The organism is Ekhidna sp., assembly GCF_965227465.1.
Lineage (GTDB): Bacteria > Bacteroidota > Bacteroidia > Cytophagales > Cyclobacteriaceae > Ekhidna.
Genome location: NZ_OZ245746.1, coordinates 1,640,729 through 1,662,688, shown reverse-complemented (window position 1 = coordinate 1,662,688; position 21,960 = coordinate 1,640,729). Strand labels below are relative to the sequence as shown.

Here is a 21,960-nt window from a genome sequence, read left to right as displayed (position 1 = left end):
TTTGCATTATTATTACAATGAATGGCTAGCTAAACCCTTGTCAACGCCAATTTTCTCTCTGTACTCGTGATGAGCTTTACGAACCAAACCACGAATTCTATTAAGTTCAGCGTCAATTTTCTTATAATTCAGCGGATACCACAAGGATGGTTTGCATATTACTTCGTCACCAAATTGATCACTGTGGTACAGCTTGAACTTATAAAGTCCATCAAGACTTACAATCTCTATATCCTTGACTTGATGAAAAGGAACCTGTATTTCATAGGATCCCTCCTTTACGTACAGGTTCTCTTGATCATAAGCCACCTCTTTGATCTGTCTGAAAAATTTGGTCAGATTCGGATACCAATAGAAGATCATTATGAAAACATAGGCGATGGCTGATAAGATGCCAAAGAGACCTCTTCTGCTTGAATTAATGAGTACGTAAAAGATGAATAGAAAAGATACAGCTCCTATGAGCAGTAACTTGTATGCCTTGATAGATTTTACAGAAAGTGATTTAGACCTTTCCATTAAACAGCTCCAACTTCCTCAATCAAATCCTTCTCCACGCGCAGCTTATCAATGATGAACTGCTGTCGATCCGGCGTGTTTTTACCCATATAAAAGGTCAACAGGTCCTGAATACTGGTATCTTTTTGTAGAATCACAGGATCTAAGCGTATACCATCACCGATAAATGCGGCAAATTCACCAGGACTAATCTCTCCTAACCCTTTAAATCGGGTGATTTCAGGTTTAGTCCCAAGCTTAGCTATCGCATTCCTTCGCTCCTCCTCTGAGTAACAGTATATTGTTTCTTTTTTATTTCGCACCCTAAAAAGAGGTGTATCAAGAATGAAAATATGGTTGTTTCTCACCAGTTCAGGAAAGAACTGCAGGAAGTAGGTCAACAAGAGCAGACGAATATGCATGCCGTCCACATCAGCATCTGTAGCTATCACGATTTTACGGTATCTCAACCCTTCGAGACCATCCTCAATATTTAATGCGTGCTGCAAGAGGTTAAATTCCTCATTTTCGTACACCACCTTTTTTGTATGCCCAAAACAGTTGAAAGGCTTGCCCCTTAGTGAGAATACGGCCTGAGTTTGTACATTCCTTGATTTAGTAATGGATCCACTGGCCGAGTCACCCTCAGTGATGAATATCATCGTCTCATCCTTGATCGCCTCATCTCCTTTCTTATCGTTGAAGTGAATACGGCAATCCCTTAGTTTCTTATTGTGCAGATTGGCTTTTTTAGCTCGCTCATTGGCCAATTTCTTAATGCCTGCTATTTCCTTTCGTTCTCGTTCAGACTGTTGGATACGTTTCAAGAGCGCATCTGCTGTATCGGAGTTTCTATGAAGAAAGTTGTCAAGTTCCGTTTTTACAAAGTCATTGATAAACGTTCGCATGGTTGGTCCATCCGGGCCCACATTTTGAGAACCCAACTTTGTTTTAGTTTGACTCTCGAAAACCGGCTCTTGTACACGGACTGCAATAGCACCAATGATGGCAGAACGGACATCCGCCGAATCAAAATTTTTCCCATAAAACTCCCGGACCGTCTTTACTAATGCCTCACGAAAAGCAGCCAGATGTGTTCCTCCCTGCGTGGTGTACTGACCATTTACGAAAGAATAATATTCTTCTCCATATTGATTCGCATGTGTAAGCGCTACTTCAATATCCTCGCCCTTCAGATGAACGATTGGATAGCGTATGTTTTCAACATCTGCCTTCCTGCTGAGAAGATCTTTTAATCCATTTTCTGAATGATACTTCTTGCCGTTCAACACGATGGTAAGTCCGGCATTTAGATAGGCATAATTCCACATCAGGTTATCCAAATACTCCGGGATAAAATGATAGTTTTTGAAAACCGTATCATCTGGTTCGAAGACGATTCTGGTTCCATTTCTGCCTTCCGCTTTTTGAACTTTCGAATCGTTGGTCACCTCACCTCTTTCGAATTCGGCAACCTTAGTTTCTCCGTCACGGAAACTTTGAACTTTGAAATAATTAGAGAGGGCATTTACTGCTTTGGTACCTACCCCGTTCAGTCCAACTGATTTTTGAAATGCACCTGAATCGTACTTACCTCCTGTGTTGATTTTACTCACGCAATCCACCACTTTTCCCAATGGAATTCCACGACCATAATCCCGAACGGTCACGCGGTGGTCCGTCACCTTCACCTCGATGGTTCGCCCATGCCCCATCATGTGTTCATCGATACTGTTATCAATGATCTCTTTTACCAATACATAAATTCCATCGTCCGGAGAACTTCCGTCTCCCAACTTACCGATGTACATCCCTGGCCTAAGTCGGATGTGCTCCTTCCAGTCCAGTGATTTGATACTATCCTCGGTATATATCGCTTCAGCCATCTAATAAAATCGTTATGAATGATTTAATAATCTCTATTCCAAAGTAATGATAAAAATCCAACACTTACACGTAACAACCTAAGCGTTAGAAATAGTTTTACTTGAAATAAGTCAATTTAATAAACTGAAATAGAGCGAGTTCTACTTCTTTTTGATTATAAAAAAAATCAAGCCAATGACCCAAATAATTAAAAAAACAGGTCCTAAATAGTTTAGGTAACCGAAGCTTGAGGGATTGATGTGACCGGTATTATTAATAACCCCAATGAATCCTACCATGGAAGCCAAATAAAAATTAACGATAAAGAGTATTGCCCGAACCCATGCAGCTAAATCTTCAGATAAATTTCGTGATCCAAGACTCGCTCCTATCCGAATTAGGATGTTGATCACTACGAAACTTCCAAAGGCATAGAAGAAGAACGTTTGTTTATGAAGATCCTTCACTCCTGCGATATTCATGTCCACCATTATGGGTAAGTATGCATACACCAAAAGAAGAATGACAGAGAAAAGTAAAACCGAAATAGAATTGAAAACTTTTATCGCTTTGATCATGGCCGCAAAACTAACCACCCATTAAAAGAAATTGTAAGGGCCAATCATTAATTTTGAATGATGGATTTCAACCCGGTTATTCTTTCTATCCCTCTTTACTTTACTTTGATCGGTTTTGAGCTTATCTACCAGCTGATTAAAAAGGTTAAAATCTACCGAACCAACGATGCGATTTCCAATATCAGTTGTGGGATTTCTTCTCAGGTAACCAATGCCCTGTGGGGGGTGCTATCCATTGCCATGTATCAATATATCAATGAGTATTGGTCCATTGCAACCATTCCCAATACCTGGTGGAGCTATGTCCTTTTGTTCGTCCTGGTAGATCTTATGTATTATTGGTTTCATCGGGCCAGTCATGAGATTAACTTCCTGTGGAACGTAGCACATGTTGTTCACCATCAGAGTGAAGATTATAACTTATCAGTCGCCCTGAGACAAGCTTCCCTTGGGGGAGTCTTCGCCATGGTTTTCTATTTGCCATTGGCACTGATTGGGTTTAACACCTACGCATTTCTGGCAGTCAAAGGGATCAACTTGATCTACCAATTCTGGATACATACAGAAGCCATTGAGAAAATGCCAAAGTGGTTTGAGTATCTATTTAATACTCCATCTCATCATCGCGTGCATCACGGACGAAATCCCAAATACATCGATCGAAACCATGCAGGGACCTTGATGATCTGGGATCGTATGTTTGGAACATTTCAAGCAGAAGAAGAACGACCTACGTATGGCGTCACTAAGCCCACTAATACATGGAATCCGGTTTGGGCCAATGTCCTACCTATCGTAGACATGACGAATCAGGTAAAAGGCACTCAGGGTTTTTGGAATAAGCTGAAGGTGCTTTTTTATAAACCCGGATGGCAACCGTTGGAGTTAGGCGGCTATCAAATGGCTCCTGAAGTGGATAAACAAACCCATCGCAAGTTCGATGTTCATCCGCATATGCCGATGATACGTTATGTGTTTGTTCAGTTTGTGTTGGTAATTGTATTTACAGCTCTGTTCCTATTTACACATAGCAATTATGATTTCTATGCCAAACTCGCCCTTGCAGGATACATCATGTGGTCCATCGGTCAATTGGGTATCCTGATGGAAAACCGCAAAAACTGGATTCCATCTGAATACATCCGAATATTGGCTTCAGGTACCATCATTGTTTTTCTTATTGGAGGTACTACCTCTTACCTTATTGCAGGGGGATTGATAATACTTTTTAGTTTCTGGCTTAGCCGAGTTGCCAAAAGCTCCTAGAAGAACTTTTGATCATAGGCTTGCTCAAGCTTCATATGTGCATTCCAGAATCCCTTAGGATCGTTTTCATTTACTCGATCAACCAGAATGTCCAGGTGTGTATGCCATCCTGCCATGGTACCAACACACTTTTCTCTGTCTGCAGGTAAATTTGAGTGTGAAAGCGTAAGTTTTACCTGATCCTGATGCTCTTCCAGTTTAAAGCTTACCTCACCCCCTTCCCAGCCGATAACAAGGAGATGTGGTGGATTGAAGGTTAGCACCTCGGCAACAGATGTCATCCCGCCTTTCAGGTCTCCATACTTTGCAGGTATCGGATCTGGTTCTGGTGAAAGTCGACTGTGATCAAATTGAAACGTTACCTTACCTCCCACGTGTGAATCCATTGGGCCTCCTGCAAACCATAATGCACGTTTGTTCGCATCTGTAAGATATTCCCAAACCCGATCAATGGGTCCAGGTAGCAGTCGTTCAAATTCAATGGTGTGATCATTGATTAGTTTTCCGTAGGTATTCATGGTTTATTTTCATTTGTTTCATCTTTCAGTAAGGCCTCAAGTTTATCCAGGCTCGCATTCCAGAACCTACGGTACTGATGTACCCAGAGAGCGATCTCTCCAAGCTTGTCCAGCTGTGCATGGCAAAAACGCTCCCTGCCTTTCTTCTCAACCTTGATCAATCCACATTCCTTGAGAATCCGCAAATGCTTTGAAACCGCAGGTCTGCTCATGTCAAAATTTTCAGCCAGTTCATTCACGTTTTTAGATTCATGTGACACCAACCCGATAATCTCTCTACGTGTGGGATCCGCTATTGCCTGAAATACATCTCGTCGCATAATATGAAACCTTTTGGTTACAAGTATACTAAAAAGAAACTAAAAGGTTACATTTAAATCAAAATTATTTGAATATTGACCTAGAAGTATTATTAGTGATTGATAATCACTCTTGTCTTAAACTATCTACTGGATTAGTAAGCGATGCTTTAATCGTCTGAAAGCTGATTGCTAATGCACCAATTAACAGAACAATCCCGGTTGCAAGAACGAAACTCCACGCATTAATAGTGGTCCGTTCAGCGAAATTCTGAAGCCAATAATCTGTTGCAACGTATGCAACTGGCCATGAAACCAATGTTCCTATTAGTGTAGTACGTACCATATTATTTGACAATAACCAAACCAGTGTTGCCGTGCTTGCTCCCAGCACTTTTCGAATGCCTACTTCCTGCCTGCGGGTTGAGATATTGAATGAAATAAGCCCAACCAATCCTAAACAAGCGATTAAGATGGACAATGACGCCAAAACCAGGAATATCTTTGCGGTAGCAGCTTCATTCTGGTATAGTTTTTCATATTCCTCATCCATAAAGAAGTACTGAAACGGATGATCATTGGTATAACCCGCCCATAATTCATCAATGCGCTCAATGGTCTTTCTAACGTCCTGATCACTCGTAAGCCGAATGCTGATATACTGTGGAGATTCATCTATTAGCAGTTCCATAGATACGGGTAATACAGGCTGATGAAGCGATTCGACATGATAGTCTTTTACCACTCCGATGATCGTAACCAAGTCATCCATATGCCAGGGTGATGTCAATTTTTTACCAATGGGATCATCATATCCTAAAGCTTGTGCCGCAGTTTCATTTATTACTACCGAATGAATATCCGTTTGCTTATGTTCATCCGTGAAAAAACGACCAGCTACTAGCTCAATGTTCATCACCTGATGATAGTTCTGATCTACCAGATTATTTGGGAACAAATATGTTTCACCTTTATCCATATGCCGGTAGGATCGAATATCATACCCCTTTCCTGGAAGGGTTTTGGTATGTGATACCTGTTGTACATTACTCATTGCGTTTAATTCGTTTTCAAATGTCTCCAGGTGATCCTGAAGGGCATCCGGACGTCTAATTACCATTACCTGCTCTTTATCAAAGCCCAGATTCTTGGTAAGCATGTAATCGATCTGATTGTAGACAACCAGCGTTACGATTATGATCACAATGGAAGCAGCAAACTGTATAACCACCAGTCCATTTCTAAGCCAACCTGAGGTACCTACTGGTGACAAAGTGTTCTTCATTGCCCAAATTGGATGAAATCTGGAAAGTACAAATGCCGGATAGCTACCTGACAGAATTCCTACAAGTGTGGCAAAGATGATAAGCACTATAGGTCCCCAAAAACTAGAGAGGATGCCGAATGCCAATTCTTTTTGTAACATCCATTCAAATGATGGCTGTAGCGTATAAGATAGGAAGGCTGCTAATATCCCGGCAGAAAGTGCTAATAGAACAGATTCAAAGATGAACTGTTTGACGAGCAGTGACCAGCTGGATCCCATGACCTTTCGAATCCCAACTTCTCTTGCTCGTGTCGCTGATTGAGCAGTGGCCATGTTCACATAGTTGAAGATGGCAATAAAGAGAATGATGAAACCAATGACTGCATAAATGTATATGTAGGACAGGTTTCCAATAGGTGTTAGCTCCTTTGTGAAATCAGATTTAAGATGAATGTCTTTCATCGACATGAGCTCATACCCTACCCAGTTTCCAGAAGCCTCCCACTCACCGATGGTTTGCCCTGTATAGTATTCAATCTGAGGAGCCATGTGATTGTAAAAGATGTCACGCATGCTTTCTTCCAAATCTTTGATATCAGTTGCTTCATTAAGCAATAAATACGTGTGGGCTCCATTTCCAATCCAGTTATTTCCTTTGTCTACATCAGGAAGTGAATTAAGGGAAGCGAGCATATCAAACTGAATGTGTGAATTGGGAGGCGGGTCTGCGACTATTCCGGTAATGATATAGAATGACGAATCAGTATCAAGCTGGATTTGCTTGCCTACCGCTCGCTGGTCTCCAAAGAATTTTTCAGCATAGGATGTAGTAAGAACAAGTGATCGAGGGTGCTTGAAGACCTCCTTCGACTTTCCTTCGATTAAGTTGAAATCGAAAAACTCAAAAAAGGAAGGGTCTACATAAAAAAGACCATCTTCTATGAATTTACGATCACCTTCTTCTAGCAAGACTGGATCACTTTGCACGATTCTCACCGCACTTTTAACAGCGGCATAATCATTCACCGCCACTGCAGCTAATGGTGCACTTGCAGGTGCTTCCCTGTTCTGCTTGCCATTGATCACCGCGACGTTACTCACCCGATAGATCTGTTCATACTTTGCATGAAAACGATCGTAACTGAGCTCATTTATAATATAGAAGACAATCAGCACAAAACTGGTTAGACCGATGGTTAGTCCGGTGAGATTGGTGAGGAAATAGCGCTTATTCCTTGCGAAATTCCTGACTGAAGTAAAGTAGAAGTTTTTAAACATAGCAATATTTGAGTTTGACCTTGATTGTTTGAATGCAAATGGACGTATGGCACTGAATACATCCAGGAAATAATGAAGGGCTGCTTTGAATCTTCCGTTTCGCTCCATCCGAAGATGATAGAGTTCCTCCAGGTCACCCTGTAGAAACTCCAGCACATTTTCTGAGCAAAACCACTGAAGGATTTTTCTCGCAAGCTTTGGTGGATTGGATTGGTTTTTCATGAGCTTGGCTTCAGATTTAGTCCCGGCACCTCTCTTGAGAAGGCCATCCGCAGCTCATTAGCTTCTTCCAATACTTTGATTCCATGAGAAGTAAGTCGGTAGTATTTCTTCCGTCTTCCTCCTCTTTCACTGGTAGCTCCACCTTCAGAAGCCTCTAAGTATCCTTTTTCCTCCAGGCGATACAATGCTGAATGCAATGCGCCAATGCTTGGGTTCTTCTTAGTTTTCTCTTTAAGAATTTCTTTGATGGTGACACCATAGGCATCTTCACCGAGCACCCCTACTGCCAATAATACCAATTCTTCAAAAGCTCCGAGTTTCATGTTAGTCCTATTTATTTCCTATTTACAAAACAAATATAAACTTATTTATTTCCTATTTGCAAATGAAATGAGTAAAAACTAGCATAATCGTAGAATCGAAGGATAGAGAATACACATAAGAGGTAAGAACCGCAATGTCGTCTTCTAGGGCTCTTTCTACTGCTAAACCATGAACTACCCGCTATTCCCTTGCGAGCGAGGAACAAGCGAGACTTGGGAATCTTATAGAACAAGTCACTCGGATTGATTTACACACACCATACCCTCCTATCGCTCGTGAATCTTCGATTTGTCGTGATTTTTTTTGCCAGAACGCCGCTCCGATTCGTTTTTGGACGGTACGTCGTTACGGTCTAGCCAAAAATGAAGAGCCCCAATGGCTTGAGTGGATTAAACAAGTCCATCTAAGAACTGTCATCCTGAGCCTGCCTGAGGTAGGTAAGCGCAGCGAAGGATCTACATAAACTCTAGGGGGAATTAGCACTAAACCAATAGACCGCCCTCAACCCAGATCCTTCGTTAAACTCAGGATGACATCCGCTTTATAATCATTTTGAGATATTGGATATGACGACTCTCGAATCCCATCGCCGGCACGGCGAACCGGCAAAATCACGTGTTGGGATTGCGAGGGTAGCTGGATTGATTTTGACATGATTTTTTGCTTCGTTTTTCATCTAGGAAAAATGAAGGGCCTCCCGGCTTGAGTGGATAATCATATCTAATCTAAGAACTGTCATCCTGAGCGCAGCGAAGGATCTATTTCAAATTTCAGAATAGTTAAATAAGACAGAATAGATTCTTCCGTCAATCTGCTTGCAGCAGATTCGTCAGAATGACATTCTAATAATATGCACCTCATATTTCTCCTATACTTTTGCACCCATGTCTCACATCAATGACACCATCACTGCGTTAGCTACCCCTCCCGGGCAGGGAGCATTGGGAATTATTCGCGTTTCCGGTTCTGAAACGATTCCTATTGTGAACGGGCTATTTCGAGGAAAGGACTTGACCAAAGTAAACTCGCATACCGTACACCTGGGGACTATACGGGACGATGAAAACACGATCATTGATGAGGTTTTAGTAACCCTATTCAAAGGACCCAACTCATACACTAAGGAAGATGTGATTGAGATTTCCAGCCATGGCTCGCAATACATCCTACAAAAGATCCTGAGCTTGCTCGTGAGTAAAGGTGCCCGCCTGGCCAAACCGGGAGAGTTCACCCAAAAAGCATTTTTGAATGGACGCTTCGACCTAGCCCAGGCAGAGGCAGTCGCTGACCTGATCGCCTCTGAGAATGCCAGCATGCAGCAAACAGCCATGAAACAGATGCGAGGTGGGTTTAGCGGCGAAATCAAGAACCTCAGGGAGCAGCTGGTTCACTTTGCCTCCATGATTGAGCTGGAGCTAGACTTTGCAGAAGAAGACGTGGAATTTGCCGACCGGCAGGGATTAATTGATCTGGTCAATAAGATCCAAACGTTGATTCAATCCCTGATCTCAAGTTTTGAATATGGGAACGCCATTAAAAACGGAATCCCGACAGTCATAGCAGGCAAGCCAAATGCAGGCAAGTCTACCCTGCTCAATGCCTTGTTAAACGAAGAGAAAGCAATCGTTTCGGATGTAGCAGGCACAACCCGTGATTTCATTGAAGATCAGATTTATCTGGATGGGATTGCGTTTCGCTTCATTGATACTGCTGGTATCCGGGAGACCGAAGACAAAGTGGAAAGTATTGGGGTAAAGCGTACGCTAGAGAAGATGCAACAGGCTAGCCTTGTCATTTATATGATTGACTTAAAGAGTGATAATGTGGCAGATGTACATGAACAAATCAAAGGACTGAGACAATCTAAGGTTCCGTATCTGGTGGTAGGAAATAAGGAAGACGAAGCACAGCAGGTGCTAATGGATGCGATTGCAGAAGAAAGTCCAGTGTTCATCTCTGCAAAGAGCAAGACTCATCTGGACAACCTGAAAGTCCGACTGAAGGAGTTTGTTGAAGAAACCAAAAGTTCAAGTGATGTGATCGTGACCAATGCACGACACCTGCAGAGTTTACAGCAAACAGATGAAGCGCTAAACCGTGTAATTGAAGGCATCAACATGCAGATGAGCAACGACCTGGTAGCTCAGGACATCCGCTCTGCTCTCTTCCATTTAGGAGAGATCACTGGTGAGGTGACGACTGATGATTTGTTGGAGAATATTTTTTCGAAGTTCTGTATCGGGAAGTAGGCCGGTTATTTGTATTAATCACCTATACTTGGCTAGCACGTATGTTTCAATTGTAGCTTGCAAGCATCACATTCTTTTTGAAAGCACTCGTTATCAATTAGCGCTAGCTAGTGATTTCAACCAACGTAATATTTCGAAAATTTTATAGATTGTTGCCTGAATTTTAAAAACCTAACCAATTCTACTACATGACTAGGGAAGAACAAGTTGCCTTTTGTAAAAAGTGTACTAACCGGGAGATGAGCATGGATGGGCTCATCTGCCAGCTGACAGGTAAGAAAGCTGAATTTGAAGGTACATGCGATGATTTTAATCGAGATGAGTCTGTAAAAGATGAAATAAAGCAAGACGATCGTAAAACCACGGAGGTCATTGCAGATCTTAAAAGCTCAGATCGAGATAAGCTTATCCACCATCAGGACTTGTTCTATGCCATAATCGGGGGATTATTTAGTGCAATAATTAGTGCCCTTATTTGGGCTGTCATAACTGTTACTGCTGAATATCAGATTGGTTTCATGGCGATTGGCGTTGGTTTGGCGGTTGGAATGTCCGTCAGATTTTTTGGAGCCGGAATAGAACAGATCTATGGAATCATTGGTGCCTTCTTTGCACTTTTCGGCTGTTTGCTCGGGAATATCTTTAGTCAGATAGGCTTCATTGCTCAGTTCCAGCAAATGAGCTACTGGGATGCATTGCTGCTAATGAACTTTGAGACCATCATACTCATTTTTAAGGATACCTTCTCATTCATAGATCTCGTTTTTTATGCTATCGCTGTTGGGGAGGGTTATAAATTCGCTTTCCGACCGGTACCTGAAGACATTAGTCAAATCGAGGATGCTGAGCCTGCAAACACCAAGCTTCGCAAGCCTTTAGTGATAGGTTGTTTCCTGATCATCTCTGCCTCAATCTTTGCCCTTTCTCAAGGTGTCAGCGGCACACAGACCTTTTACTACGAAAATGGAAACATGGAGTCACAAGGTAATATGGAGGACGGATTGGAGGAAGGTGAATGGACATATTTCTACGAAAGTGGACGACCGTACCTCACCGGTAGTTTCATAAAGGGAGTGGAAAATAGCTCATGGACTTGGTTTTACGAGTCAGGACAAGTAATGAGACAAGGTAATTATGTGAATGGGTTATTTGATGGGGAAATCATCGATTACAACCCGGAGGGCGTTGTAGTTACCACCAGCAATTATGAAAGTGGGCGACTAAATGGACCATACAAACAATATTTTGATAGTGGGGACCTGCAACAGGAAGGGTTGTATGTCAGAGACAGGCAAGAAGGAGAATGGAAGTTATACTATCAAGACGGCACTCTTAATGCTACCATTTCATTAAAAGATGGTGAATTGCATGGTGAATCCAAAGTTTACAATGCTGATGGAAGCCCTTTGAGAGAATTCCGCTATGAAGGAGATAAGATATCGCATCTCACGAACCTTTGGAACTCCGATGGTGAGCAAATAATCATTGATGGTAATGGAAGATTCAAGTCTTATCATGAGAATGGAAAACTCCAGGAGGAGGGAAATGTAAAAGATGGCAAAAGAGTGGGCAACTGGACCTCTTATCACCCTTCAGGGAGAAAACTCTCTATAGGATATTATGAGAAGGATCAATATGTTATGCAAAATGCGTGGGACACATCAGGGAACCTAATGGTTCAGGACGGCACTGGAAGCTATGTTACATTCTTCCCTGACTCAGCCTCTGAACAAGAAAAGGGAGATATAAAAGGTGGTCTCAGAAGTGGAATCTGGTATTTGTATTATCCCAATTCAATCATTCTTCAAATGGAGCAGGAATTCAAAAATGGAAAGCTTAATGGACAGGTCACTTCATATTATCAAAGCGGCGGATACCAGGCAAGTGGAGCATACGATGACGACAAAAAGGTGGGCCTCTGGACCTGGTATTATGAAACCGGGGGCGTTAGTTCCACTGTGAATTATGTGAACGGAAAGAAAAATGGAGAGCAAATTTTCTATTCTGAACTGGGGAAAAAAGTAAAGGTAGAAACATACAAAGACGGTGGCCTGATCTCTGAAGAGTTGGTAGATGAAGGTTAGTAGGATACCACTCAAGAACTCTGAGAATTTATGCTCATTCAGCACAAGCGGACGCTTGCGTTAGTTGGGTGTCTATTTCAGGAAGATCTCAGAGTCCTCGGTTGAGTGACTCTGAGTGTGGGTAAGACATTTTGGACATTGAATCACCATTCCAAAGACATAGCGAGTAAAATAGATTAACTTTTGGCAGTTATAAGTTATATCAAAATAGATGCAGTTTAATAAACTTCTCCTGATTTCAATTTTCCTGATATTCTTTAGCTGCAATCAACAAGAAAAAAATTCAAATATTGATTGTGATTTTAGCTACCTCGACCTGAGTTACATTAAACCAATAGATGCAGAAGATTGCGAAGGAGTTTCTATAGCTTCGAAAGATTCCCAAGAGTCCCTTTTAAAAGGCACTATTCTTTTTGATACCGTTACTCAAAAATATGACCTTGATACGTTTGAATATAAGCTGAGGAAAGGAGCATTTCTCATGTCGAAAGGGGCACTTGACTCTTCAATATTTTATTTACTTCAAGCCCATGAAATTGATTCTATCGATAGAGTATTAAACTACAATCTGGGATTATACTACATAAAAGTCAGTGATTTTGAAAAGGCAAAATTCTTTACCGAAAAAGCATTTCTGCGCTGCCCAGATAATGTTCCAACCCTAAACCAAAAGGGAAGAATTTTAGCAACATTAGGATGTTATGAAAAATCCTTTCCTTTTCTACGTAAGGCAATAAGACTTGACTCCAATTATCATTCAGCCTTCATAAACCTCACAGTCGCATTTTACAAAAGTGGTAATAAAGATTCTGCGTCATACTATCTTAAATTAATGGATAGTAGATTTCCCATATCTGGAGGACAAAGAGAAACTTCTAGTGATTATTGGATGAAAGTGCGAGATGAATTATTATGATGATTTTATATTTAATTGTCTTCTTTCAATTACCAGTCATCTCCTCAAGGTTCCTTTATTTGGGACTCTGAATAATTCAACATCTTCATCAGCTTCTTCGATAATTGAATCCTAAAAAAAATGGTGGTCTCGTTCAATCTTGTTGAACGGGACTCATTTTTTTTTAATTTTTAGGACTTGATTCTTATAATATATCCCCAGATTTAAGTAGTCAATCACCGTCGATCTTAAGCAGCAATGCATCCTTTGTTTAAGCAAACGCAGTTTTATACATTCCTAGATTTAGGCACCCAACTTTTAAGCAGCCCCCACCTAGATAAGAAATTTCCGGTATTAAACTAAATCAATCCACTAAACCCAATTTAATCAGTTCAGAATTTGGATTAGAAAAGCAATTAATTAGCAGGTAAGATTTTGTATCTTTTAGTGGCCAATTAAAAATAACGTCTTAACTACAAATAAAAAATGAGTTCAATTGAAAGACTATCCGATAAAGATCATGTTTACAGATTCAATATGATCAAGGGTAGAATTGCAGAAACTTTAGCTGAGGAGTTGTTCTTAAGTCTTGGTTTCAATGTATTTCGATATGGCATGGAAAACACTATTCCAGGGGTAATGGAATTGCTAAAAGGAGTAAAATCTGAGGTAGCTAATGAAATAAAAAGAATGCCGGATTTTGTTATTCAAAACCCTACAACCAAGGAGGTATATTTTATTGAAGTGAAATTTAGAGCTAGCGGAACTTTTTCTCGCAAAGACTTACCCAATGACTACCCTTTCTACAATGCATTAATTCTAATAATTTCTAAGAAACATATCAAGTGCATCTCTTATCCTGAATTGGAAGAAGGACATGCCATCACACCTACCTCAAAAAATTATCTAGGAAATAGGAAAGAATTTGAAAATTTAAATTCCAAGGTGATTATAGATTTCTGCGGTTTCGCTGTTAAATTTTTCGAAAACATCTAAAAATCTAATAAAATGGATTCACTTCTTGAAGAGGATGGGTTTAAAGGAGTAAGGAAGAACCTGATGCTTATCAGCATTTTAATCATTTTTCTTTCTTTAAGCTATCCACAACTGAATGAGTTCAATCTGCTTGGAGTAGTGATCAAAATTCCATCAGGCACTGCATATGGTTTTATATTGATTTCCTATACCTACTACACATTTAGATACTGGCAAGAATTAAAACTTAAGAAGTATGATTTAAAAAAATTGATTAATTATAGACTTCAAAAAATTCTAAATACAGAATTAGAAAATGCAACTTCAAAAGTTAAAACTGAGGGGCTGGAAGCATCAAAAAATTATATAAATAAAATTCTAGTAGAGAAAACCTTAAGCGAAGATTCACAAATTGTAGATAAAGCAAAAAATATTTTGAATTCAGAGATTCTTTTAACTCATGGATTTATGTTTGAAAGTACTACTTCAGGTCTAAAAATTACAATAGACCCTAATCAAATACTCATAACCAGAGATGGCATTGAAAGGAGGTTAAGTGATAATGGCATTGGAATACATAAAACAACTATAGAGCCTAGGCTAAAAGCCATCATCCCTTTTAAGAATAAGGCTATAAATCAATTGCTAAAGGATGACCCAAATTTTATTGTATTATTCTTGCCTATTGCTGTTTGGGGTCTTAGTTTGGTTGGAATATTAGCGAGAATGATCCTTGAATACTACATAGTTTAATTATAAAGCGCACGGTGTTTGCATTTCATTTCATTTATTAGCTTTAATAATGTTGCCATATTGTTGGACGACAAATGTAAATAACTGTAATATAGATAGTTACACCCATTATTAAGTTTTGTATCGGGAAGTAAGATTTGCCTGCCACCAAAATAAGAAAGGTGGTCTTCCGGAAGTAATTATTCTGATGATTTTTTGTTCTCAAATCTTTTTAAATGCACTTATATATTTAGATAATACAATTTATCTTAAGAACCTCTACCCATTTTGTGGTAAATATAAAATCAATTCATTTTTTAGTTCATTCCAAGTGGACTTTTTCGTATCTTCAGTAAGGATATAAACAACCACTCACCAACATGAATCAGCTCAATACCACCAAAGCAGAGATCGCTTGGAGGGACGAGGAAGATGGAGTAAAAATTCAGATCAATTTACCTGCGAATGACCCGTTATCCACCTTGCTTACCTCTAAGGAGGGTCGGAAAATTACAGTTGTAAAAAACAATATTTACAACGCCCATATCCCTGGGGTTTTTGTCCGGAATGGAATTCGGTTTGATAAGATACAGTACCATGACATTCTATACCTGGAGGCACAGGGAGCCTATACATTGGTAAGGACTTACAAAAAAGACTATACAATTTCTCGAAATCTAACTCAGTGTTGTAAGGAGTTAGGATATCCTTTTATGCGTGTTCATCGATCTTTCACAATTAATCTTGAAAATATCGATTCCTTTTCCGAGGCAAATGTTTTTTACCAGGAAAGACGAATTCCTGTCAGCAGTCCCTACAGAAAAAAACTACTGGCATATTTCAACAGGATGTAATCCTAATTGCACTTATGGAACGTACCATCCGATCACGATTCTTCATTCTACATCAGTCAATAAAAAAGGCTGACGTATCCTAACCACTTTGCTATGCAGAATACCATAGATCTTAGATCCTTAATTATTGGCCTGATAAGTTCCGTAGCTAAATCGCAATATGAAATGGACCGGAATTCCATTAAGACCGCCATCAAGCTTCTGGAAAGCGGGATGACTGAACAAACTGGATTATCCGCTCATTGGTATGCAATTCCTGAAGTTGATCTGGCAATTAAGATGTTATTAGAAATCAATAAAGAGCGAGAATTAAAATCTCAATTGGTGGATGCTGCATTTACTTCCAAGTATAGCGTTGACACAAAGCTGACCAGTGATTTCAATATTAAAGTAAAACGGATACCTGTTGATGAAGATTTAAATCTGACATCACAAAATGAAAAGCTTTTAATAGCTAAAATTTCGCGTATAAGAAAAGTGGCACAGTTGCTACACACCTATGACCATGCTTTTCTTAATGTATTCTTCAGGTCATTTAAAGGTTCAAAAGCATATAATGGAGGAAACTGGTACCTGGAGGTCCTCCATCCTCCTGAAGAAGATGCAAAGCAAAATTCAGGTTTGATACTGCGGGCATTACTAATTGTAGATGATGAGACCGGGAAGATCATAACAGCCAAATATCGTGAAGATTGATTATGAAAAAATATAATTCCCACATAGCAATAAGACGAAGTGCCATCACTCCTCCTCCAGGAGTTGACTGGCCTCATGCACGACATAAGTTGAAAACAGATTCTAAATCTACCCCTAGCCTTTCAGATTTTTTAAAAGGATATACCTCGGTAGTAAAAAACATTGAGGCGACCCAAGCCGAAAGTCAAGTCCATCAATTGGACATCAAGGAATTCAACATTGAAATAACCGCAGGTATTGCAGGTATGGATGATAACGAAATTATAATAGCATTATGAGCAATAAAACCATAGAAGAATTAGAAAATGAGGTTGTCAGTCTAAGAAATCTAGTTTTTGACTTGTACAATGAGCTCAAAACTTCAAAAAGTGAGGGTCAGAAGATCACAGGAATTGCTGTTAAAACAAGTGATTTGATGAATGGATTTCAAAACTCCATGGCAAAAGCCATCAAATCAAATACCCTATCGAGTGCTGAAAGTGAGACCATCAAAGATTACATCATTCAAGATCTTGAAGTTGATTTTGCATTGCCTCTTATCGCAGAAAGAGGAGAAGATGAGCCAATGCTCATGCTTCCTAATATCAAAAGTGTAACTGAAGAATCACCATTGGTGAGACTCAAATTCAAGATTTCAAACATTCCAGATTCAGAAGAATGAAACACTACCTCAATCAAAAAACACGTGAAAAATCCGTAATCAGCAATTCCGGCAGTGAAGGTGCGGGTTATATGGAGGATATTGTAAAGGAAATCGGTCAGGCATTGTCCCAGAGTCAGGAAAAACTGGATGAGATCTTAATAGAGTCACAACAATTGAGGCTCAAAGAGTTGATAGCAAAACCAAAATTGGTCCTGCCTCAGGCGTCCACATTTGTATTGCCGGAAGCTAAACTGGATCTGCACATGCAGGTCAAAGGCAAATATGACTCTCTTGGAAACTTCAAAATAGAAACCAAACCACATAATGCTCAGACTCAGGCTAAGTCCAATGTGAACCAGGAAGTATCATCCAAGATTTCATTGAGATTTGCCATGGTTCCCGGAGACGCAGCTACTGATGCCAATGTTGTCAAACCAAATAGCAAACAGCTTATTGAAGACATCCGTGAAAAAGCCATTGAGGAAATAGAGAAGTATAATAACATACGCAACGATAAAATTGAATATAGTAGTCTGACACTTGAATATATGCCGGATTCCAGAAAATGGTACATTTCGGTATTAGATGCAGATGAAGTTTTCGCCATTTTAATTTTTGATGATACCTCTGGTGAATTTTTAGAACTATTACTCCTGTCTGCTGAAAAAAGAACCATTGATGATATCACTGAACTTGCCAGTCCCATTATATCAGAGGTAAGTAAGTTGCGTGTCTCTTCAGGTGAGACTGTTACAATCACCGGAGAAAACCTGGGTGCCTTAAATATGACCGACACTATCATTACAGTTGGAGGCAAAAGGATTAATCCGATGGAGGTCTCATTTGAACAAATCACTTTTAAGATCACTCCAGAACTAACTAGCGGATCCATTAGGGTGTCTACACCGGAGGGAACGTTCGAACATACAGATCCGCTGATCATTAATGCTACCCCCAGAAAGTTTGAAATAAATTCCAACTATGGATATTTTAATCCTGACAATAAACTTGGTAGTCTGATTAAAATTTTGGGAGAAAATATTTCATCAGACACAAAACTCAAGTTTACCAATGGCACATTAGGTCATTTGGAATCCCATACCCCAACGTTAGCTCAATTTCGAGTTCCCCAAGGAGCAAAATCAGGTCCGGTCAGCTTCCTAACGCGTGACCAAGAAGTGAAGATGGGGATAGAGGAGCTTTTCCATCTAAGGCCATTCATTAATAAGGTTTCCCCGAAAGAAGCAAGACGGAATGAATTAATAAGAATTAGTGGCAACCACTTTTCGAACGTCACCAGTCTAAAAATCGGTGAGCGAACATTTAACCTTACGAACTCCACTAAGGAAGAAGATGGAATCTATTCGATCAAGTCGGATCAATCACTATTGATTGCAATTCCAAAAAAAGCTGGAGACGGACGTATATTTTTATACAGCCATCAAAAGTGGTGGGATACCAACGTCTTCTTTTATCAGATACCAAGTATTGAGATTGCCCCTGAATACATTATTATCGGCAATGAAAGCAGGGTTTACGGGTATGGATTTGGAAAAACCCATCAAGGACTTTATCTGGAATTTGAACGCAACGAAAACAGCATCATAGAAGCCGCATATCTGGATCATTCAGATGAGCACCATGTATTGGGTTTTGCGCTTAAATCAGGTGCATTTACAGACAAGATGCGCATCATACGTTCAGATATTGCTTCGGAGGAAAAGTATGACGAAACGACCACACTTTGGAATCGTAAGATTCCTGTGTTCCGGCAAGGAACCTTCGCTGAACACATCATCTGGTGCTCTCCTATATGGAATCAAATGGATGAAAAGTGGATCACAGAGGGTTTTGACATATTACCTAAAAAAGTACTGAAGAATAGAGAAGGAACAGGTGCTCTTACACTTATTCAGGATCTTCCGATCTATTTTACCTTTTATGGAGAGTTTTACAACCTAAGTCACCTTGATGTTCAAATAGACCTGCTTGATGACTACAAAATTGAACAAGGGCATCTGAAGATTAGCTTTAATCCGGATACCATTGATTTCCATCTAAGTGCAACAGATACAAGCATCTCCTACCCAACAAACATTATCATGGCCGGGGATGGATTTGATCGACTGTTTCTTAAACTGCATTTCAGTGAAACAGAATGCACCATTACCATCAATGAGCATAGATTTGGTTGGCTCCTGGACGATGAAGAATCTGAGATAGCCATTTTGTTGCAGGAATACATTCAGATGCACAAAGCACGGAAAATACACATTGCACCTTCCATTGATTCGTTTACAGGGTCAGTGATACTGAGTAATTATGATGTCTTGGAATTACCCGACTTTTCCAATTTTGTTTGGGATTTTAAAACTGAATCGTTGCTAAAAGAAGAAGTAGGATATGAATTAAATGAAATAGAACATTTTCCAACCACTGAAAAAAGAACCTTTAAAATTACAGGTAGCGGATTTACGAAATACACTACAGTGATGATTAATGAAATCAGAGTAGACACTTACTTTCAATCTGAAACTGAGTTGGAAGTTAACCTACATGATGCAACGCTGAACAATGGCGAACTATATGTTTTTGATTACCTCAACCCGGATCTGAGGTCAAGATCTGTTCCATTTAAAATTATCCAAGAAGCGAAAATATACACTTCACCAGAACATGTTGCAGCGGGTGAAACGATCATCATTAGTGGTGACCATTTTACGGAAAACGGATTACCAAATGTATACGTTGAAAAATTTGGTCCTTTGAACGTCACGAATATCACAAATGAATTGATCGAGGCGATCGCTCCTAAGCTGACCATAGTAAATGCCAAACTGCGATTGGTTTATGATCAAAATACCGTTAAAATATCACCTGTACTTATTAACGTAAGTTCACTTAATAACTATAGTTTTCTTCGCAATGCGCATCATGCTGTGTGGCAAATATCCAATGGAGAAACAATACCATATGGATCTGAAACAGAAGGTTATGGGTCTGCTGAGATTATAGATAATGCAACATTAGACGATGGCGACACCTATGACCAGGCCCTTGTTATTACATGTCCTACGGATTCACAAATCATGCACCTGGAAGGGCGCTTCGAAGATTTCTATTTACCACATTCATGCGATTTAGCGTTTGAAGTGGGCTTTCTTCAGGAAGCGAGTCAAAGCAATGGTATCCGGTTCTCCGTATTTTTAGAAGCTGAAGGTTCTCGACACATTTTCATCGATCGCGCTATTGAAGAGTATGGAGATGCCCTTTCTATATATTCTTTCACTTATGAAGCAGAAGGAAAAAAAGGCACTTTAGTTATCCGGGCTGAGCCGGGAACTTCTGGTTTTGATGATCTCCTGGCCATCGTAAAGGCCGAACTCAAGTTCACGCACGTTGAAGACGGCTGGACCATGCTCTTCGGGTCTGATAAAACCAACATCCTCACCATCCCCGGAACCCGGAATGAAACTGATTCGCAAAGCATGCCCGGATCAAGAAGCTTTTCAGCAATATGGCAAGATTTAAAAGGTAAAATTTGGTTGTTTGGTGGATATGGAAATGATGCCAACCCGAGAAGCGGACAATTAAATGATCTCTGGACCTATGATGGAGACAACTGGACCTGGGTAAAAGGCTTTTTCACTACGAATGGTTTCTCCAAATTTAGCAGCACACCCGGTGAAATCACCACACCAGGTGGCCGTCATGGTACTGCCTATTGGCAAGACAATGACGGGGTATTCTGGATGTTTGGCGGACATGGTTATCATACAAGCGGGCGCCAACGATCACTTAATGACCTGTGGATATTCACAGAAAAGGATGGCTGGAAAATGGTAGCTATCAGTGAAGATTGGAAAGCCGATGGTGCTCATGGAACTTATGGTGATGAGCTCATCATGTTGGACGAACATATGAACAAGGAAACAGTCAAGTGGTGGCCACTCACACGAGTACGTAGCTCTTTCTGGTACGATGAAACCACGGGCTTGTTATGGCTGTTTGGAGGTGAATATAAAGAATCAGGAATACAGTCGTATTGGATATCGGACTTATGGACGTTCGATGGAGTATCGTGGGAATGTAAAAATGGTGATGGGACTCCAAACTATGCTCCCGACTTGCAAAATAAGCGGCCATCGGCCAGGTGTGGCGCATCCATTTGGACCGACAGCTCAGGGAAATTGTGGTTATTTGGCGGTTATGGGATAGTTGATGATCAACCCAGGACTTTGAACGACCTATGGTTCTTTAAAAAGAATAAATGGACGATGGTGAAGGACAACAACCTCCAATTGAACAATTCTTTCGTTCAGTCAAACAAGCGACCAGGTCCCCGGGCTTATGCTGCTCTTTGGAAAGATAGCAATAACTCGGTGTGGATGTTTGGAGGTGAAGGCTCTAACACGGATGCCAGCAGGGATGCTCCTTTGAATGATTTATGGAAATTTACCAATGACAAGTGGTCGCATGAAGGTGGACCTGTGGACATGAGGGATATGGGAAATACTACGGCGGCTAAAATCCCTTATCCAGACAGCTGGCCTTCATCACGCTATGGGGCTGCTTGCTGGCTCAACCCTACCGGATGGCTGATGATGTATGGAGGAAAAGGCTATGCTGAATCTAAAACGACAGGAAATAAGTCACTGGGACGATTGCAGCAGATGTGGCAATTTTCGCCGGGGGGATTAGGTTTATTTTGAAAGC

Annotated in this window: 18 protein-coding genes; 11 read left to right on the top strand and 7 right to left on the bottom strand. The window is 40.4% G+C overall.

Annotated features, from left to right (window positions below; genetic code table 11):
- Positions 1–12: 12 nt before the first annotated feature.
- From ACO05G_RS07360 to ACO05G_RS07350, 3 genes are all read right to left on the bottom strand, one after another.
- Entirely contained in the window at positions 13–519 is a 507-nt protein-coding gene (locus ACO05G_RS07360; protein WP_421765372.1) for a hypothetical protein, read from the bottom strand.
- Complete coding sequence (locus ACO05G_RS07355; RefSeq protein WP_421765371.1) at positions 519–2,384, bottom strand: DNA topoisomerase IV subunit B; 1,866 nt, start codon at positions 2,382–2,384, stop codon at positions 519–521. Before ACO05G_RS07355 ends, ACO05G_RS07360 begins: the two co-directional genes overlap by 1 nt.
- Positions 2,385–2,525: 141 nt before the next feature.
- A complete protein-coding gene (locus ACO05G_RS07350; protein ID WP_421765370.1) occupies positions 2,526–2,942 on the bottom strand; it encodes a hypothetical protein in 417 nt (138 codons plus the stop codon).
- A 57-nt stretch (positions 2,943–2,999) separates the two neighbouring features.
- Between ACO05G_RS07350 and ACO05G_RS07345 the strand changes: the two genes are divergently transcribed.
- Positions 3,000–4,208: a sterol desaturase family protein gene (locus ACO05G_RS07345; protein WP_421765369.1), complete on the top strand. Its 1,209-nt coding sequence runs from the start codon at positions 3,000–3,002 to the stop codon at positions 4,206–4,208.
- On the opposite strand, the gene ACO05G_RS07340 is transcribed toward ACO05G_RS07345, so the two are convergent.
- The 4 genes from ACO05G_RS07340 to ACO05G_RS07325 form a co-directional block, all read right to left on the bottom strand.
- The gene (locus ACO05G_RS07340) at positions 4,205–4,726 is read right to left on the bottom strand and encodes an SRPBCC family protein (RefSeq protein ID WP_421765368.1); all 522 of its coding nucleotides are present in this window, start codon (positions 4,724–4,726) and stop codon (positions 4,205–4,207) included. The genes ACO05G_RS07345 and ACO05G_RS07340 overlap by 4 nt on opposite strands.
- A complete protein-coding gene (locus ACO05G_RS07335; protein ID WP_421765367.1) occupies positions 4,723–5,046 on the bottom strand; it encodes an ArsR/SmtB family transcription factor in 324 nt (107 codons plus the stop codon). The genes ACO05G_RS07340 and ACO05G_RS07335 overlap by 4 nt, the downstream gene beginning before the upstream one ends.
- Positions 5,047–5,152: 106 nt before the next feature.
- Entirely contained in the window at positions 5,153–7,792 is a 2,640-nt protein-coding gene (locus ACO05G_RS07330) for an ABC transporter permease (protein WP_421765366.1), read from the bottom strand.
- Positions 7,789–8,115 carry a PadR family transcriptional regulator gene (locus ACO05G_RS07325; protein ID WP_348282400.1) on the bottom strand — a complete coding sequence of 109 codons (327 nt, stop codon included), beginning with the start codon at positions 8,113–8,115 and terminating at the stop codon, positions 7,789–7,791. Before ACO05G_RS07325 ends, ACO05G_RS07330 begins: the two co-directional genes overlap by 4 nt.
- Positions 8,116–9,000: 885 nt before the next feature.
- On the opposite strand from ACO05G_RS07325, the gene mnmE reads away from it, so the two are divergent.
- From mnmE to ACO05G_RS07275, 10 genes are all read left to right on the top strand, one after another.
- Entirely contained in the window at positions 9,001–10,365 is a 1,365-nt protein-coding gene (mnmE, locus tag ACO05G_RS07320) for a tRNA uridine-5-carboxymethylaminomethyl(34) synthesis GTPase MnmE (protein WP_421765365.1), read from the top strand.
- Between the two features lie 188 nt (positions 10,366–10,553).
- Positions 10,554–12,449, top strand: coding sequence for a hypothetical protein (locus ACO05G_RS07315; protein WP_421765364.1), 1,896 nt, complete (start codon positions 10,554–10,556; stop codon positions 12,447–12,449).
- Positions 12,450–12,660: 211 nt separating this feature from the next.
- Positions 12,661–13,365 (top strand): tetratricopeptide repeat protein, encoded by a 705-nt coding sequence (locus tag ACO05G_RS07310; RefSeq protein WP_421765363.1) that lies wholly within the window; start codon positions 12,661–12,663, stop codon positions 13,363–13,365.
- A 465-nt stretch (positions 13,366–13,830) separates the two neighbouring features.
- Positions 13,831–14,340, top strand: a complete 510-nt coding sequence (locus ACO05G_RS07305) for a hypothetical protein (RefSeq protein ID WP_421765362.1) — start codon at positions 13,831–13,833, stop codon at positions 14,338–14,340.
- A gap of 12 nt (positions 14,341–14,352) precedes the next feature.
- Entirely contained in the window at positions 14,353–15,072 is a 720-nt protein-coding gene (locus ACO05G_RS07300) for a hypothetical protein (protein WP_421765361.1), read from the top strand.
- A 359-nt stretch (positions 15,073–15,431) separates the two neighbouring features.
- Positions 15,432–15,905 (top strand): LytR/AlgR family response regulator transcription factor, encoded by a 474-nt coding sequence (locus ACO05G_RS07295; protein ID WP_421765360.1) that lies wholly within the window; start codon positions 15,432–15,434, stop codon positions 15,903–15,905.
- A 93-nt stretch (positions 15,906–15,998) separates the two neighbouring features.
- A complete protein-coding gene (locus ACO05G_RS07290) occupies positions 15,999–16,601 on the top strand; it encodes a hypothetical protein (RefSeq protein ID WP_421765359.1) in 603 nt (200 codons plus the stop codon).
- A 2-nt stretch (positions 16,602–16,603) separates the two neighbouring features.
- Positions 16,604–16,879, top strand: a complete 276-nt coding sequence (locus ACO05G_RS07285) for a hypothetical protein (protein ID WP_421765358.1) — start codon at positions 16,604–16,606, stop codon at positions 16,877–16,879.
- The gene (locus ACO05G_RS07280) at positions 16,876–17,262 is read left to right on the top strand and encodes a hypothetical protein (protein WP_421765357.1); all 387 of its coding nucleotides are present in this window, start codon (positions 16,876–16,878) and stop codon (positions 17,260–17,262) included. Before ACO05G_RS07285 ends, ACO05G_RS07280 begins: the two co-directional genes overlap by 4 nt.
- Positions 17,259–21,956 carry a Kelch repeat-containing protein gene (locus ACO05G_RS07275; RefSeq protein ID WP_421765356.1) on the top strand — a complete coding sequence of 1,566 codons (4,698 nt, stop codon included), beginning with the start codon at positions 17,259–17,261 and terminating at the stop codon, positions 21,954–21,956. The genes ACO05G_RS07280 and ACO05G_RS07275 overlap by 4 nt, the downstream gene beginning before the upstream one ends.
- Positions 21,957–21,960 lie beyond the last annotated feature (4 nt).